General features: G+C 50.2%; 15 protein-coding genes. 14 read left to right on the top strand and 1 reads right to left on the bottom strand.

Annotated features, from left to right (window positions below; translation table 11 throughout):
• The first annotated feature begins 427 nt into the window (after positions 1-427).
• The 11 genes from AAC632_RS00700 to AAC632_RS00650 all read left to right on the top strand — a co-directional run bounded on the left by AAC632_RS00700 (position 428) and on the right by AAC632_RS00650 (position 10470).
• Positions 428-1954 carry an extracellular solute-binding protein gene (locus AAC632_RS00700; protein WP_340298590.1) on the top strand — a complete coding sequence of 509 codons (1527 nt, stop codon included), beginning with the start codon at positions 428-430 and terminating at the stop codon, positions 1952-1954.
• Between the two features lie 85 nt (positions 1955-2039).
• A complete protein-coding gene (locus tag AAC632_RS00695) occupies positions 2040-3041 on the top strand; it encodes a carbohydrate ABC transporter permease (protein ID WP_340298591.1) in 1002 nt (333 codons plus the stop codon).
• 2 nt (positions 3042-3043) lie between these two features.
• Positions 3044-3922, top strand: a complete 879-nt coding sequence (locus AAC632_RS00690; RefSeq protein ID WP_340298592.1) for a carbohydrate ABC transporter permease — start codon at positions 3044-3046, stop codon at positions 3920-3922.
• Between the two features lie 52 nt (positions 3923-3974).
• Complete coding sequence (locus AAC632_RS00685) at positions 3975-5069, top strand: ABC transporter ATP-binding protein (RefSeq protein ID WP_340298593.1); 1095 nt, start codon at positions 3975-3977, stop codon at positions 5067-5069.
• Between the two features lie 13 nt (positions 5070-5082).
• Complete coding sequence (locus tag AAC632_RS00680; protein ID WP_340298594.1) at positions 5083-5709, top strand: hypothetical protein; 627 nt, start codon at positions 5083-5085, stop codon at positions 5707-5709.
• Positions 5699-7261: an FGGY-family carbohydrate kinase gene (locus tag AAC632_RS00675; protein WP_340298595.1), complete on the top strand. Its 1563-nt coding sequence runs from the start codon at positions 5699-5701 to the stop codon at positions 7259-7261. The genes AAC632_RS00680 and AAC632_RS00675 overlap by 11 nt, the downstream gene beginning before the upstream one ends.
• 21 nt (positions 7262-7282) lie before the next feature.
• Positions 7283-7834, top strand: a complete 552-nt coding sequence (locus AAC632_RS00670; RefSeq protein ID WP_340298596.1) for a VOC family protein — start codon at positions 7283-7285, stop codon at positions 7832-7834.
• A gap of 53 nt (positions 7835-7887) precedes the next feature.
• Positions 7888-8760, top strand: a complete 873-nt coding sequence (locus AAC632_RS00665; protein WP_340298597.1) for a class II fructose-bisphosphate aldolase — start codon at positions 7888-7890, stop codon at positions 8758-8760.
• Positions 8757-9488, top strand: a complete 732-nt coding sequence (locus tag AAC632_RS00660; RefSeq protein WP_340298598.1) for an HAD-IA family hydrolase — start codon at positions 8757-8759, stop codon at positions 9486-9488. Before AAC632_RS00665 ends, AAC632_RS00660 begins: the two co-directional genes overlap by 4 nt.
• A complete protein-coding gene (locus AAC632_RS00655; protein WP_340298599.1) occupies positions 9485-9769 on the top strand; it encodes a putative quinol monooxygenase in 285 nt (94 codons plus the stop codon). Before AAC632_RS00660 ends, AAC632_RS00655 begins: the two co-directional genes overlap by 4 nt.
• A gap of 11 nt (positions 9770-9780) precedes the next feature.
• Positions 9781-10470, top strand: coding sequence for an MBL fold metallo-hydrolase (locus AAC632_RS00650; RefSeq protein ID WP_340298600.1), 690 nt, complete (start codon positions 9781-9783; stop codon positions 10468-10470).
• A gap of 134 nt (positions 10471-10604) precedes the next feature.
• Here the strand turns inward: AAC632_RS00650 and AAC632_RS00645 are convergent, their stop codons facing one another.
• A complete protein-coding gene (locus AAC632_RS00645; RefSeq protein WP_340298602.1) occupies positions 10605-11489 on the bottom strand; it encodes a MurR/RpiR family transcriptional regulator in 885 nt (294 codons plus the stop codon).
• 301 nt (positions 11490-11790) lie between these two features.
• On the opposite strand from AAC632_RS00645, the gene AAC632_RS00640 reads away from it, so the two are divergent.
• From AAC632_RS00640 to AAC632_RS00630, 3 genes are read left to right on the top strand one after another with little or no spacing between them, the layout of a single operon-like run.
• Positions 11791-12777, top strand: a complete 987-nt coding sequence (locus tag AAC632_RS00640; RefSeq protein ID WP_340298603.1) for a thiamine pyrophosphate-dependent dehydrogenase E1 component subunit alpha — start codon at positions 11791-11793, stop codon at positions 12775-12777.
• A gap of 43 nt (positions 12778-12820) precedes the next feature.
• The gene (locus AAC632_RS00635; RefSeq protein ID WP_340298605.1) at positions 12821-13810 is read left to right on the top strand and encodes an alpha-ketoacid dehydrogenase subunit beta; all 990 of its coding nucleotides are present in this window, start codon (positions 12821-12823) and stop codon (positions 13808-13810) included.
• 11 nt (positions 13811-13821) lie between these two features.
• A complete protein-coding gene (locus AAC632_RS00630) occupies positions 13822-15042 on the top strand; it encodes a transaldolase family protein (protein ID WP_340298607.1) in 1221 nt (406 codons plus the stop codon).
• Positions 15043-15045 lie beyond the last annotated feature (3 nt).

Below are 15045 nucleotides of genomic sequence, written 5' to 3'. Positions count from 1 at the left end.
CTCATCACCTTTTGAATGATGCAGGATAGCATTTTATTTGGTGTTGACAAGACTTTGTATTTTGTATTTCGTATACGAAATTTGAAAAGCCTGGAATCAAGTATGAAAATTTTTTTCTTTTTGGTGTGAGGGAGCGCTTCTCTCGGTGTACTTCTGACACTCAGGGGCGAGTTAAGGAAAAAAATATCGTACTTTGTTCTGAGCGGTAAAAAATATTTTTTTTGTAAAAATTGTTAAAAATTTGAAAATATGTATTGTTTTTGCTAAAAAATCCAATCGAAAAGAAAAAATGAAGAAAATTATTTACAAAAAAATTTTTTACAATAACGTGAAGGCGCTGACTCAAGAATCGAGGGGCCCAAATGGGTGGGAGCGATGACTGAGGTCAGGTTTGGCCGAACGGCCACTCTAAAAAGGGAGAGACTAAATGTTTTATAAACCTAAACAGGCGATCCATACGCCTATTAGTCGCCGCAAGTTTCTTGAGTTGGGCGGTGCGGGAGCCACCATGCTTGGAGCGGGATCTCTGGCAGTAGGCTTGAATTCCACCATCATGAGCACAAGGGTTCAAGCGGCCTCATCCGAAGAAGCAAAATGGCGTCAATACGCTGGTTCAAAACTGGTTTTTCTTTCGGAAAACACCCCACCATCGTTTGCGATCCGCGAAAATATCCAGTCATTCTATGAGAAAACTGGCATTGAAGTAGAGATCCTGACGGATGACTTGCCCGTTGTTCAACAAAAAGCTGGGATTGATCTGCGCTCCGGCAAGTCCGACTACACATTGAATTATGTGCAGGATAAACCAATCGGTGCGCCATTTGCTGATTTCTATGTCGATTTGAGCACCATGTTTGGCGACGACACCCTTCCGCAAGATCCCGAGGGATATGGGGACGGTGCTTGGTTTGAAAACTTCCTGTCAGCATGTGGGCGTTTCTATGCCGAAGACAAGATTATCGCCCTTCCGTATGATGCGGCCGTGGCATGTACTTTCTACCGGCAGGACCTCTTTGAGGCGCACACAAAGGACTTTGAGGCCGAGTATGGCTATCGTTTGGAGTTCAACGAAGAGACTACATGGAAGCAGGTCCTCGATATCGCTAAGTTCTTCAAGGCGATGAAGGAGGGCGGCGCGGACGTTCCATACGGCTACGCTCAGCACCAGGGCTCGTTTGCTTGGACCACTCAGCTTGATATCCAACGCATGATGTTCTCGCATGGGCAGTGGATTGACTTCCCAATCGACGACAAGCTCGGTTCCAAACGTCCCGGACCCACCAACTGGGGCGACGAACAATCAGTTCTGATGTTGGAAAAATTCAAAGAGCTCGGCGATGCCTCTCACCCAGACAACCTGGCTAACGGCACGTTGGAGCTGAATACTGTTTACCAGTCTGGCAACATCGCAATGCAAGTCCAATATCATGAATTTGCTGCGTCGGTGGAAAATCCAGAGACCTCCGTCGCATCTGGTGGACGTACTGCCTACGCGCCATGTCCAAAGGGTGATGCTGATTGGAACCTGACTGGTGGTCCGCTCGTTAATGGTACTAACTGTGGCATCGGTGGCATTGGCATTAATGCTAACGCCTCGGAAGATATGCAGCGTGCTGCGTATTTGTTCGCAATTTGGTCGACCAGCAACCAGATCCAGTACGATGTTTTGGCAGGCCTAGGCGGCACCCCGACTAGAAAGTCTGTTTTGGAGCGCGAAGATGTTAAGGCGGCCCAGCAACGGCCAACAAACATGCCAAATGCTCTTACCTTTGACGCTGTATACAATCACGGCATCAAGGATCCACACTTTGTATTGGGGCCAAAAATTCCTGAGGCGAACGAGTATCACTCCATCTTAGCTTCAGAAACCCAGCAAATGCTATCTGGTCAAAAATCGCCTGCAGAGACTGCTGCAGCGATGAAAGAGCAGTTCGATTTCTTGAATGATGTCTGATCTTTAAAAGCGAGGTTCAGCGGATCTTTTTTCTGCCGCTGAACCTACCTCCAAGGAAAAGCAGAACCACTTCGGAGCGTCACTCATGACTGATGTCACAAATTTCGAAAATAAATCTATGCTGTCCGGTGCCGCCCAATTGTTCAGAGCTAGGGAACACTCAGTCGAAGTCGAGGCCAGACCTCTCACAGATGCTCTGCCTGCGCCAACGATTTTCAATCCTCCGGCGCCAAAGCGTTACTACCTCTACCTAATGGCGCCAGCGATTGCGGTTCTCGCATTTATATCCCTGTACCCATTTTTCTGGCTCATTGTTATGTCGCTGCAATCTGTCGACATTGGGAGCTCGGAGTGGGTTGGCTTCCGTAATTACGCTCGCTTATTGAAGGACCCTAACTTTTTAAGCGGATGGGGTTTGCTTCTTAAATACAGCGCGATGTGCCTGTTCATGCAGTTGGCTATCGGTCTGATGCTGGCGGTGATTGTGAATAACCACCGCTACGAAAAATACCTAGTAACTGCTCTTTTGATGCCAATGATGATGGCCCCAGCAGTGGCCGGCTTACTCTGGCTCTTCCTATATAATGGTACTTTTGGATGGTATCACTGGATCCTCCAAAGCCTGGGTATCCTGGATAGCGCATCAATCTTGGCAAGCCAATCGACATCAATGTACGCGATTGTCTTGGTGGATGTTTGGCAATGGACTCCATTAATCACTTTGATTGCACTTGCAGGGCTTAAAAAGGTTCCTCGTGATCAACTTGAGGCCAACATGGTGGATGGCGCATCACCAATTCGGAACTTTTTCGCCATCACATTGCCCAACCTTTATCCAGTACTCCTGATCGCTATCCTATTACGCTTCATGGATAATTTCCGCTTCATCGACCATATTCTGGTGCTCACTGGTGGGGGGCCTGGAAATTCCACCAAGATCCTCCCGGTTTACCTTTTTGAAGTTGCATTCAAGTTCTTCAAATTAGGCCGAGGAGCCGCAATCGCCCTTACTTTGCTCATCGTAACCATAGTACTCGGCATGATTTTGGTGCGCGTATTCGACAAACCGCAATCGGAAAGGAAATAATTATGGCCTCTCAAGACGTCGTTCACTACGATACGCCATTACAAAAAGCGCTGCGTGTTTCTGCTGCGTTGTTCCTGGCCGTGTACCTGATTTGGACGCTCCTTCCTTTTGTCATCATGTTTGTTTCGTCCTTCAAAGACTTGTTGGAGGCGTTCAACCTGCCTGAAGTAGGAGATTGGTCGGGTGTCGGTATTTTTTTCGAATTCACTCCGACGTTTGAGCACTACTCAAGCCTGTTTTCCGAGGGAAATTTTGGGCGCTACATGGCAAATAGTCTAATCGCAGCGGGTGGCTCTGCGATTGTGTCAGTAGTGTTCGGATCTCTGGCTGCGTACAGTCTCAGCCGAGTAGAGTTTCGTGGAAAGAAAGACCTCTTCTTTTGGATTATTTCTACGCGAATGGCGCCAGTTGTGGCCGTCATGGTGCCGCTCTATTCGATCTTTCGTACACTTGATCTCGTCGGAACTCTTCCGGGTTTGATCCTTGCCTACACCACATTCAACCTCCCATTCGCAATTTGGATTTTGAAGGGCTTTTTTGACAACGTTCCATATGCAATCGAAGAGTCTCAGATGGTTGATGGAAGCACTCGCTTCCAAGCATTTTGGTCGATTGTACCATTAGTGGCACCTGGCATCGGCGCCTTTGTTGTTCTCTGCATTTTGTTCGCGTGGAATGATTTTCTCTTCGCCGCGATTATTGGGTCAGGCGGTGCAAAAACTTTGCCGGTAGCAACGCGTGAGCTGGTTCAACCTCAAAATATTCAGTGGGGCTCAATTATGGCCGCGGGGGTCGTGACAACCGCACCCATGATGCTGCTTGGCTTGGTTATTCGCAAATATCTTGTCACTGGCCTCACCATGGGCGCTGTGAAGGAATGATTGGTTTGTACGGCATGAAGGATGTTCAGAGCCGTCACATTGGGAGGCTATTATGGCTACAGTAACGCTTAAAAACGTTTGGAAATATTACGGTGAAACGCCGGCGGTGAAGGACCTCAACATTACCTGTCCAGATGGAAGTTTTGTTTCGATCTTAGGCCCTTCTGGATGTGGGAAATCATCGACAATGCGAATGCTTGCGGGGCTTGAGCACATCTCTTCTGGAGACGTTTTGTTTGATGATGAGCGTATTAACGATCTGGCTCCAAAAGATCGCGACGTAGCAATGGTCTTTGAAAACTATGCGCTCTACCCCCACAAGTCAGTTTTTGAGAATATGGCAAATCCATTGCGACTGCGTAAGATGGACGACAGTACAATCAAGGATCGCGTTGAGGCTGCGGGTAAGCTCCTCGAGATTGATCACTTGATGGAGCGGCGGCCGCACGAACTATCGGGTGGTCAGAAGCAGCGAGTTGCAATTGGTCGCGCGATTGTACGTGAGCCGAAACTCTTCCTCTTTGATGAGCCGATCGCGCACCTTGACGCCAAGCTGCGTGCTCACATGCGAGGTGAAATCAAGCACCTTCAAAAGTCACTGGGTACGACGATGATTTACGTCACCCATGATCAACTCGAGGCTCTGTCAATGGCTGACTATATTGCGGTCATGCATGACGGAGAGCTGCAGCAGTGGGGTACCCCAAGTGAGATTTATAATCATCCTGTGAATGCTTGGGTGGCTGGTTTCGTTGGCGAGCCGGCAATGAATTTCTTAACCTGCGACCTTCAAGGCAATGGGGATCAGGTGCACCTTAGCCACAAAAATTTCGAAATTCCGCTGCTCTCCGAGCAAGTAAAACGCCTTAATGGCGCTCGTAAGGCGAAGCAAGCGCGCATGGGCGTACGACCTGATGCGCTGAGTATTTCGATGACTGATCCAGGCGAACCCAGCATCAAAGGCAAGATTTTTGTTAATGAATTGTTGGGGGGCGACATGCTCGTGGAAGTGGAGTTGGAAGATGCGCGAATTCGCGTGAAAACAACCCCTGAGTTCAACGGCAAACCGGGCGATAGCTGCCACCTCACTGTAAATCGCGACAAGTGGCACGTCTTCGACTCAGGTGATGGGCACGCCTATTTCTGAGGAGGATTGATCGGTGAGCGTCAGTGGATATCAGTCCGAGTTACAAGGCTTTGTGCGCGATAACATTTCGAGCTCAGGCCATGCTGCCCTGGTTGAAGTCTATCACGCAGTACGAGAGATCCCATATTTCTCAAGTGGGGACAGGTCTCCGTATGCAGCCCTTAAAGCGAGAAGGGGGGCATGCACTGCTAAACACATAATCCTTCGTGATGCTCTTCGAATTGTGGGATTTGATGCAGTGATTGAGCTAGTTGACTGCGACTTTGCCGCAGGAGTTCCCCCGCATAGTTCAATGTCCCAAGACCTCCTCGATCAAGTTCGTGCTGGAAATATTCGCGACATTCACTGCTGGGTTCGAACTCGAGGAGATACACCACAATTGCTCGATGCCACATGGCCATCCGGATTAGCGGTCTATGGGTTTTCAACAAACAGTGGATGGACTGGGACAGGCGACACCTACCCAGCGGTGGATTGCATTCAATCGATCTCCGTCAGTGAAGACGTTTTGATCGAGAAACAAAGACTACTGGATGATTTCTCGGATCAAGAAAAAAAGCGGCGCAAGAAATTTTTAGGCGCTTTGTCGTCATGGCTAGACAGCCATTCGATCTCTGTGGGAGGAAAAAATGAAAGCTAAACGTGCATTTGTCGGAATTGATGCGGGCACAACTGGCTGCACTGTTATGATCTTCAGTGAGCGTGGGGACGCTTTGGGTCATGGCTACAAGGAATATGATTGTCAGTCTCCGAAGGCTGGGTGGATTGAGCAGGACCTTGAGGCTGTTTGGGACGGTATATGTCAGGCCTCACGCCAGGCAGCCGCTCAAGCAGATTTGTCACCAGACGCATACGTGTCTCTCGGCCTCTCAAGTCAGCGTGGAACGTTTGCGCTCCTGGATGAGCATAAAAAGCCCCTGATGAATTCAATTGTCTGGAACTGTGGGAGGGCCCTCAAATGTGAGGAGAAGCTCGCAGATGAATTTCCGGGTGAGGGAGAGCATCAAGAACACACCGGCATGCAAATAAGCCCCCTCTGGTCTGCAGCAAAAATTATTTGGCTTAGAGAAAATGCCCCAGAACTCTTCGAGAAAACTCGTTGGTTCGCGAATGGCCAAGAATATTTTCTGTATCGGATGGGGGGAGAGGATTGGTCTACAGACCCGGCCTCCCTCACGCTTAACGGCATGATGGATATTGAAAAACTTGATTGGTCTGATCGCATTCTCAAAGTGTGTGGCATCGACCGTGATCGCCTTCCTCCAGTAGGTATTCCATCAGGTCAAGTCGGTAGGCTATCCAAGGAAGCGGCTGAACAGATGGGCCTCCCGGAGGGTTTGGTACTGTGCCGTGGCGCCGGTGATCAGCAGTGTGCTGCCATTGGTGCCGGTGTCATCAAGCAAGGAATGGCTGAATTCACCGTGGGTACCGCTGGTGTAATGGTGGCCCATATCGACAGCCTTAAACGTATCAAAGGCAAAAATCTTTGGTGGGGCGGGCATGGTGTGCCTGGAGCATGGGACATTGAAGGGGGCGCCTTCAGCTTGGGTGCCTGTCTCCGCTGGTGGCGCGACCACTTGGGCCGCAATGAGCTTGATGAAGCGGCAAAAAGGGGAAAGAGCGTCTACAGCGTGATGGTGAACGAGGCCGAAACTTCGAAGCCTGGCGCGAATGGGGTATTGTTTCACTCCTTTATGGCTAGCCAAGTCACGCCCTATTACGACGCAGTTTCTCGCGGAGGTTTCCTCGGGCTCGGTCTATACCATCAGCGTGCAGACCTGATCCGGGGCCTCTTAGAGGGGTGCGCAAACGAAATGCGCATGGTTTTTGACGCATTTCAAAGCGACGTGGACGGCGGGATTACGGATTTCCGGTTAACAGGCGGCGGCACAAAGTCAGACGGCTTTGTGCAAATAATGACTGATATAATCGGCCAGCCGACCACTGTCTTGAAAGAGCGCGAGTGTACGGTTCTTGGTGCGGCAATTCTGGGTGCATTTGGCGCCGGCGCCTTCGCTTCTATCGACGAAGCGGTGGACTCTATGGTGCAGGTTGAGAGCACTTTTGACCCAAATCAACAACTTCGGGGCCTCTATGAAGACCAGCATCAAGTCTACCGCGGCTTCTATGAGGCTGTCGCTCATTCGGGGCAGTACCAAGCGCTGAGTGACTTTGTTTCTAAGCATCTGTGACGCAATAGGGAGATTAGTAAAATGGCAATGCCTGGAATGCGAGGAATGGAACACATCGGCTTCACTGTGCCGGACATCGATGAAGCTTGTGATTTTTTCGAAAAAATCCTTGGCGCGGAGGTTCTTTACACCGCTGCGAAAGATTTCAAGGGCGAGGGCTCTTGGATGTCGGAGCACCTAAGGGTGGATGACCGGTGCGTAATCAAAGAGTTTCGATATGTCCGCTGTGGAAACGGGACCAATTTGGAGATTTTTCAGTACGAAGCTCCAGACCAAGTTAAAATTCCGCCCAAAAACAGTGACATAGGCGGTCACCATTTGGCGTTCTATGTCGACGATATGGATGCTGCCATAGATTTCCTCAAGGCGAACAATGTGGAAATACTCGGTGAGCCAACCTCTTATACCGATGGCCCAAATCTTGGACTGACCTGGTGTTATTTTATGGCCCCATGGGGCATGCAGCTTGAGATTGTATCAGCTCCCAAGGGAACGGTGTTCGACAACGAGGCGAAGGCCGCTGGAAGATCAAGGCTGTTTCATCCTGCAAAAGTCGACGAAACCAAAATTTGACCGCGGGCAGCGCCGGCTATTGCCGGCGCTTCACAGCGTCTAGGAGTGTTAAAATGCCGCTAGTATCGATGGGGCCTATGTTGAGGCGCGCGAGATCCGAAGGCTTTGGGGTCGCCGCATATAACATGATAGATTACAACAGCGCCCGATCCATAGTGGATGGTGCCGCGGAACTTAACGCGCCCGTGATCGTCCAGGTATCGGTTAAAACAGTTAAGTATTGGGGGGCCAAGGAAGTCGGAGCGTGGGTCGCAACGATGGCTGGCAATGTAGACACGCCAGTCGCGCTGCACCTCGATCACTGTACTGATGTCGATATCATAAAAATGTGTATCGACGCCGGCTGGACAGCCGTGATGTTTGACGGATCGTCACTTCCTTTTGAGCAGAACCTCCAAAAATCCAAGCAAGTATACGAACTCACGCAGGCAGCTGGCGTGGGTCTGGAGGCTGAAATTGGGGCGATCGGTGGCGTAGAGGACGATAAAGTTGTTAGCGATGAGGCCGCAATGTTGGCGGACCTCGCGGAGTGCGTTGAGTTTTGCCGAGAGCTTCCAAATCTTGATGTTTTTGCGCCGGCAATAGGCACGGCACATGGTTTCTATAGAGGAGAGGCCAAAATTGATTTTGGCTTACTCCAGAGCATCTCTGAGGCAGTAAACGTGCCGATAGCCCTTCATGGTGGGACTGGGCTAACCCCGGATCAGTTCCATAAGTGCATTAGCTTGGGTGCAGCAAAAGTTAACATCTCCACCGGCCATAAACAGTTGTTCATTGATGGATTTTGTGGGGTGAAGGCGACGTCTCCATCACTGGGTGAGCCGATACCATATGTGGAGGCTCAGTATCAGACTATGAAGGCCGATGTGAAAGGATCGATCAAACTATTTGGCTCCAACGGCACAGCTTCAGGAGCACGTCAATGAGTGAAAGTCCAATTCAAGCACTTATTTTCGACTGTGATGGCGTCTTAGTTGATACTGAGCGCGATGGCCACCGGGTCGCCTTCAACATGGCCTTTAAGGAACTTAATATCGATGCGCATTGGGATATTGAGCGTTATGGCGACTTACTAACGACTGGCGGTGGCAAAGAAAGACTGCGTCGCCATTTCGATGAAGTGGGCTGGCCTGTTGCGCGTGAGGACCAGCGCGACCAGATGGTTATAGACCTTCATAAAGTGAAGACAGGGTTTTTCCTGAACATAATCGAAAGTGGGGCTTTAACACTGCGCGATGGCGTTGCCCGAATGATAGACGCCGCGTTCGAAGCGGGGTTAAAGGTTGCCGTGTGCTCAACCTCTAACGAAAGAGCCGTTGCTACATTGGTTTGGAAACTTTTGGGTGACAAAAGATCATCCAGAATACAAATCTTCGCCGGTGATGTGGTTAAGCACAAGAAGCCAGACCCAGCGATATATCACTTGGCCGCAACAACGTTGTCAGTGGAACCCACGAAATGCGTTGTAGTTGAGGATAGCCATATTGGTCTCAGCGCCGCGAAGGCGGCTGGAATGAACTGTATAGTAACAATCTCAGCTTACACGGCTTCCGAGAACTTCGACGCCGCTGATCACGTGGTTTCAAACCTAGACCAGGGCGTCGACCTCCAACTTTGTGAACAATTAGTGAAATATCGAAAGGAGACGGCATGACTTTGACCGTTATTGCGACATTGAAGGCCAAGGCCGGGAAAGAGGCTGAGCTTGAGGATGTGCTTGCCTCATTGGTTGCACCAACCAGGTTGGAAGAAGGTTGCAACAAATATGAGATGCATCGCTCACACGATGAGCAAGGGCTGTTTATGTTTGTTGAGGACTGGGAGACACGGCCTCATTGGAATGATCACATGGAAAGCGACCACTTAACCGCTTTTGCTGCTCGCCAAGAAGAACTCTGTGACAGTTGGACCCTATTTACTGGTGAAGAGGTTTGAGGAGACCTTCGATGAAACTAAAATTTTACGCCCATGCGAGCTTTCGCTTAGAGGAAGAGGGTTTGTCAGTGGTGACGGATCCATATACCCCCTCACTCGCGGGATTTGACCCGATATCCGAGCCGGCTGATATCGTGATAATGAGCTCCGCAACTGATGATTTTCACTGTGACGCTAGCCACGTTGGCGGTAATCCTACCGTAGTGAATGCACTTGAAGTTCCAGACAGTGGATTGGAAGTCGGGGGATTATTTATAACGTCCTATCCCGCGATGGAGAGTATGACCTATGATTTCCAAAAATACTTCCAAAGAGATCCAGATGCGAACGCGCTCTACCATTTTGAGATTGGCGGTGTCCGTGTTCTTCACATGGGCGACATAGGTAATGCAGTAGCGCCTGAGCATATTGAAAATCTAGCCGGGAAGGTTGATCTCTTGTTAGCACTCACGGGTGAGCACGCGACAATTTCCTTGGATGATTTGGATGACTTCATTTCGCGAATAAAGCCTAAGGCCGTCATTCCCATGCACTACTTCAGTGAAAAGGGTGTTCTAGACATTGAGCCGGTCACTACATTCACGGACCGTATCTCTCCTGAACGCGTAACGTGGATTGAGAGTTCAGAGATGGATTTAGACATTTCGGGTCTTCCACACTCAGAAAATCCACACGTGTTTGTTTTAGAGCAATCGCGATAAGAAATTACAGCGGTTCTCTGTTGCGCTCGGCCGCTCTTCCTCCCATCCTCCTGGCCGGGCGCATAAATTCAATAGTTCATGCCGATTTGATTGGAGCGTTTGTACGCAATTGTTCAACATCGAGCTGACAATTTTCAGCCCCGGTCGTGCCGATAATATGCTTCCAAAGCTTCTGCCGTGGCTTTTAAGTGCTGGGTGTGTCTATCATCACTCCCAAAAATCAGCCCGACGTATAACATATTGATAAGAAACAGCTGGCTCATGCGGCCCTCTAGGAAGTCGCCATAGAGTGGGACGCTTGGGGTGTTGGAGTTCCAGGTTAGAAGGGTCCGCGCGGCTGACTTTCCTACCAAGGAGTGCGGTTCACTCGTGATGGCGATTGTCGAGGCCCCATTTTTGCGGGCAAGCGTCAGAGCGTTTCCGACGTCAGCTGTAGTGCCAGTATGTGAGATACCGATCATCAAGCTGTTTTTACTGATATTAGCTGCCGCAACGATTTGATTGTAGCCGTCATCATATGACTTGGCATCCACTCCGGCTTTTGTGAATAGGTGCGCCGCCTCCATGCAGATTGCGGATGCTCCACCGACCCCTATCAAAACAACTTGGTCACAAGTCCTAAGGTCTCCAACGCATTGCTCGAGAAGCTGTTCGTCGAGTAGTTTTTGCGTTCCCAAGATACTGTTTGAAAGCAAAACTGATAATTTTGCACTCAACGTTATGAGGGGATCATTTCTGTCGAGCTCGCTGGGAATGTTAACAACACTGTTCCGGTCCACGCCCCCAGAAGCTTCCGCGAGAGCTAGCTTTAAATCTGGGTAGCCTGAGTACCCTAAGGCACGGCTAAACCGGCTCACCGTCGCGTCGCTCACGCCTAGTGTCTTTGCGAATTCTGTTATCGACTGCTGCAGCTTGTCGGTAGAGTGACGCCTTAGGTAATCTGCGACAACCTTCTCAGACTTGCGGAGATCGGCGTACTGAGCCTGGATACGGTCAAGTAGATCGCTATTCTTGTCCAACTTCTTCTCCTAGTTTTCGTATGATCGCAGCTTTCACACTCAGCTTATGCTAAGTTGCGAGTGCAGGAAAGACATTCCCCACATTTCTTGAAAATATTTATCACAAAAAAAATAACTACAAGCAATTGATATTGTTTATTAAATTGAAATTTTTCTGGCGAGTGTGAAAATTTCGTACAAAAAATTTTCTGAAAATTCTTGCAATATGTAGAAAATTTTCTCGACAATTGTTTTTGAAAATGCTACCGATTCACTCAAGCAAAAGCACGGAATTCCTCAGTTTTGAAGTGGATCTAAGGGTATGGCAAAGAAATCGTCAGCGTCAAACGCTTACTCAAGAGAATTTTTGGAAAAAATTTTCCGCACAGCGCACAAGATACGGGTTTTTGAGACTGAAGGCATAAAACTTTATCGCCAGGGTTTAATCCGTGGATACTTCCACCCGTACCTTGGACAAGAGGGGATTGCCACGGGCGTCTGCGCGGCTCTCTCCGAGGGCGATTACATCGCGTCAACTCACCGAGGTCATGGCCACTGCATCGCTTGGGGTGCAGACGTTAAAAAAATGGTCGCCGAGCTACTCCAGAAAGATACTGGCTATTGCAAGGGCTACGGTGGATCAATGCACATCGCCGACATTTCAGTTGGTAATTTGGGCGCCAACGGAATTGTTGGGGCAGGGACACCGCTTGGCGTTGGTGCAGCACTCGCAAACCAGATAAGGGGCTCGGACGCCGTCACGGTGACATTCAGCACCGATGGCGCAACCAATAACGGGACGTTCCTCGAAAGCCTCAACTTAGCAGCCATCTGGAACCTGAATTATGTATTGGTAGTGGAGAACAACCAATACGCGGTGTCCACACCGATTGAGGAATCCACTCGCGAGCCGGACTTGTACAAGCGCGGCTTGGGCATTGGAGTTGAGAGCCACCAGGTGGACGGAAACGATCCGCTGGCCGTCTATGAGATTATGCGTCAAGCCGTTGAGACTTGCCGGAAAGGTAAGGGGCCGGTGCTCATCGAGGCAAAGACGTTCCGGCACATGGGCCATCACGTCAATGACCCCGGAAAGTACATGCCTGAGGATCGTTTAACCTACTACAAGCAGCGCGACCCAGTCGATCGTGCCCGTAAGGCACTTAAAGATATGTCCGACATTTCAGACGGTGAAATTGACGCCATTGAGTCTGAAATCGCGGCCGAATTTGAGGCTGCTGTCGAGTTTTCAAAAAATAGTAGCGAAGTTTCTATCGAAGATTTCCGCGCATTTGCGGCCGACTATTGAGCTTCGGTTAGGTGGGAGAAGTAAAGTGTCTCAAAGAGAGTTGATGTATCGCGAAGCGCTGCGCGAAGCGATTGATGAAGAAATGGCCCGCAATGACCTGGTGTTCATTATTGGCGAGGGTATCGCGGAGCGGGGTGGTTCCTACAAAGTAACTGAGGGTCTACTCGATAAGTATGGCTCCCTGCGCGTGCGTGACACACCAATCGCAGAAGCGGGAATGATCGGCGTTGGTGTGGGGGCCGCAATTGCTGGAGCTCGCCCAATTGTAGAAATCTTATACGTAGATTTTGCGATGCTGGGCATGGACATGATCGTCAACCAAGCCGCTAAGTTTCGATTAATGACTGGTGGCGATGGCCGCGTGCCCTTCGTCATGAGAACACAGGGCGGCACGGGTGGTGGTGTTGCAGCTCAGCACTCTCAATCGCTTGAAGCTCTCTTTTATCACATCCCCGGTTTGAAAGTTGTAATGCCATCCACTCCAGCGGATGCGAAGGGTCTGCTGAAGTATGCCATGCGCCAGGACGATCCAGTTATGTTCCTAGAGCATAAGCACCTCTACATGACTAAAGGGATGGTCCCCGACGGTGAGCACATCATCGAGTTTGGGAAAGGCGACATCAAACGCAGCGGTACTGACATCACTCTCATTGCGTGGTCCAATATGATCCCGCGATCCCTAGAAGCGGCGGCTGAATTGGCGGAGCAGGGCATATCAGTTGAAGTGATTGATCCGCGCACGTTGGTGCCACTCGATCGCGGAATGATATTGCAATCCGTTTCTAAGACGAAGCGCGCGGTTATTGTTCAAGAAGCCAATCGCCGCGGGGGTATCGCGTCGGACATCGCGTCAATCATTCAGGAAGAGGCGTTTTGGGACTTAGACGCGCCGGTTGAAATCGTTGCCGGCTTGGACATTCCAGTGCCCTTTAACCTCACGCTCGAGGCGGCAAGTGTCCCGCAGAAGCCCGATATTGTTGCCGCAGTAAAGCGCTGCATTCACCAGGACAATTATTCCGCCGCTGCAGAATAGGAGACGGACAAATGACGCTGCATATTCTCGAAAAGTTGGCGGCAACTAATCAAGACTGTGAGATTTGGTGGGACTCATCTCCGTTGGTCTATGAAAAGTGGAAGCACGAAACCCTCTCAAAAGCTCCTGAAGGAAAGCGTTCTGAATGGGAAGAGCAACTCCAGCGTCTACTCAATGCAGACACCATCAACGCAACTGGTCAAATGGTGTTTGGCGGCGTGACGACAAACCCACCGCTTTCGCTTCAAGCGCTCCAGGCTGAGCCAGATTTTTGGACCAAACAAATCCGCGCCATAGCCAAGGCTAATCCCGGGGCTGGGGTTGAGGAGGTCTATTGGCTCACTTACCTGGACGTTGCGCGTAAGGGCGCTGAAATGATCTTGCCGGTATATGAGGCGAGTGCCGGTCGACGGGGATTTGTTTCGGGTCAGGTCGACCCAAGGTTTGTGACAGACTACGATCGGATGCTCGAACAAGGTCTAGAGTTGTCCCGCCAGAGCCCCAATATGATGGTTAAAATTCCTGGGTCTGCTGAGGGTTACCGAGTAATTGAAGAGCTCACGGCTCTCGGTATCTCAACAAATAATACGACGTCGTTCACGGTCGCTCAGTATGTGGAGTGCATGGACGCCGTGTCACGTGGGCTATCCAGAGCAAATGCTGCCGGTATTGATTTAAGTAAGTGGCGCTCCGTTATCACGCACATGTCTTCGCGACTTGGAAATTTGGGCGACCTTAGTGCTCAGGCTGCAATTCGTGGTATTGAGTTGACGCCGGAGGAGATCCAACTTGGAGAGCTTGCGGTACTGAAACGTGCCTATCGCTACGGTAAGGAAACTGGCCATCCATCGAAAATGTTGCAGTGTTCCATGCGCGTATTCGACGACGGACCTGGAGGCACAGCGTCCAGCTGGCATGTTGAGAAATTGGCAGGCGGTGACTTTGTTTATACTTGCCCCCCATCCTACATATCGCAGCTAATGAATGCCGAGGATCGTATGCAGCCCTTTGACAGTGAGGCTATCAACGAAGACGCTCCCGACAGGTTAATTCAGAAGTTACGCAAGCTGCCGTATTTCCGTCAGGCTTACGATTTTGGTGGAATGCTGCCGAAGGAGTTTTCCCAATTTGGTGCGTTTGCTGCCACTGCGACTGAGTTCGCGGCTGCAACCAGAAAAACTGTAGACTTTGTTGCGAATGCTCTCGAAGAGACGTCGTCGCGCGCGGCTTGAGGA

The organism is Roseobacter sp. HKCC-CH-9351, from assembly GCF_037830295.1.
GTDB lineage: Bacteria > Pseudomonadota > Alphaproteobacteria > Rhodobacterales > Rhodobacteraceae > M30B80.
Note: the sequence above shows the minus strand (reverse complement) of the source record. Positions and strands in the feature narration are given on the sequence as shown.

Excerpts from the sequence above, each read along its gene's own strand:
- AAC632_RS00700 (WP_340298590.1), top strand. The coding sequence starts at position 428 with ATGTTTTATAAACCTAAACAGGCGATCCATACGCCTATTAGTCGCCGC.
- AAC632_RS00695 (WP_340298591.1), top strand. The coding sequence starts at position 2,040 with ATGACTGATGTCACAAATTTCGAAAATAAATCTATGCTGTCCGGTGCC.
- AAC632_RS00690 (WP_340298592.1), top strand. The coding sequence starts at position 3,044 with ATGGCCTCTCAAGACGTCGTTCACTACGATACGCCATTACAAAAAGCG.
- AAC632_RS00685 (WP_340298593.1), top strand. The coding sequence starts at position 3,975 with ATGGCTACAGTAACGCTTAAAAACGTTTGGAAATATTACGGTGAAACG.
- AAC632_RS00675 (WP_340298595.1), top strand. The coding sequence starts at position 5,699 with ATGAAAGCTAAACGTGCATTTGTCGGAATTGATGCGGGCACAACTGGC.
- AAC632_RS00670 (WP_340298596.1), top strand. The coding sequence starts at position 7,283 with ATGGCAATGCCTGGAATGCGAGGAATGGAACACATCGGCTTCACTGTG.
- AAC632_RS00665 (WP_340298597.1), top strand. The coding sequence starts at position 7,888 with ATGCCGCTAGTATCGATGGGGCCTATGTTGAGGCGCGCGAGATCCGAA.
- AAC632_RS00660 (WP_340298598.1), top strand. The coding sequence starts at position 8,757 with ATGAGTGAAAGTCCAATTCAAGCACTTATTTTCGACTGTGATGGCGTC.
- AAC632_RS00655 (WP_340298599.1), top strand. The coding sequence starts at position 9,485 with ATGACTTTGACCGTTATTGCGACATTGAAGGCCAAGGCCGGGAAAGAG.
- AAC632_RS00650 (WP_340298600.1), top strand. The coding sequence starts at position 9,781 with ATGAAACTAAAATTTTACGCCCATGCGAGCTTTCGCTTAGAGGAAGAG.
- AAC632_RS00640 (WP_340298603.1), top strand. The coding sequence starts at position 11,791 with ATGGCAAAGAAATCGTCAGCGTCAAACGCTTACTCAAGAGAATTTTTG.
- AAC632_RS00635 (WP_340298605.1), top strand. The coding sequence starts at position 12,821 with ATGTATCGCGAAGCGCTGCGCGAAGCGATTGATGAAGAAATGGCCCGC.
- AAC632_RS00630 (WP_340298607.1), top strand. The coding sequence starts at position 13,822 with ATGACGCTGCATATTCTCGAAAAGTTGGCGGCAACTAATCAAGACTGT.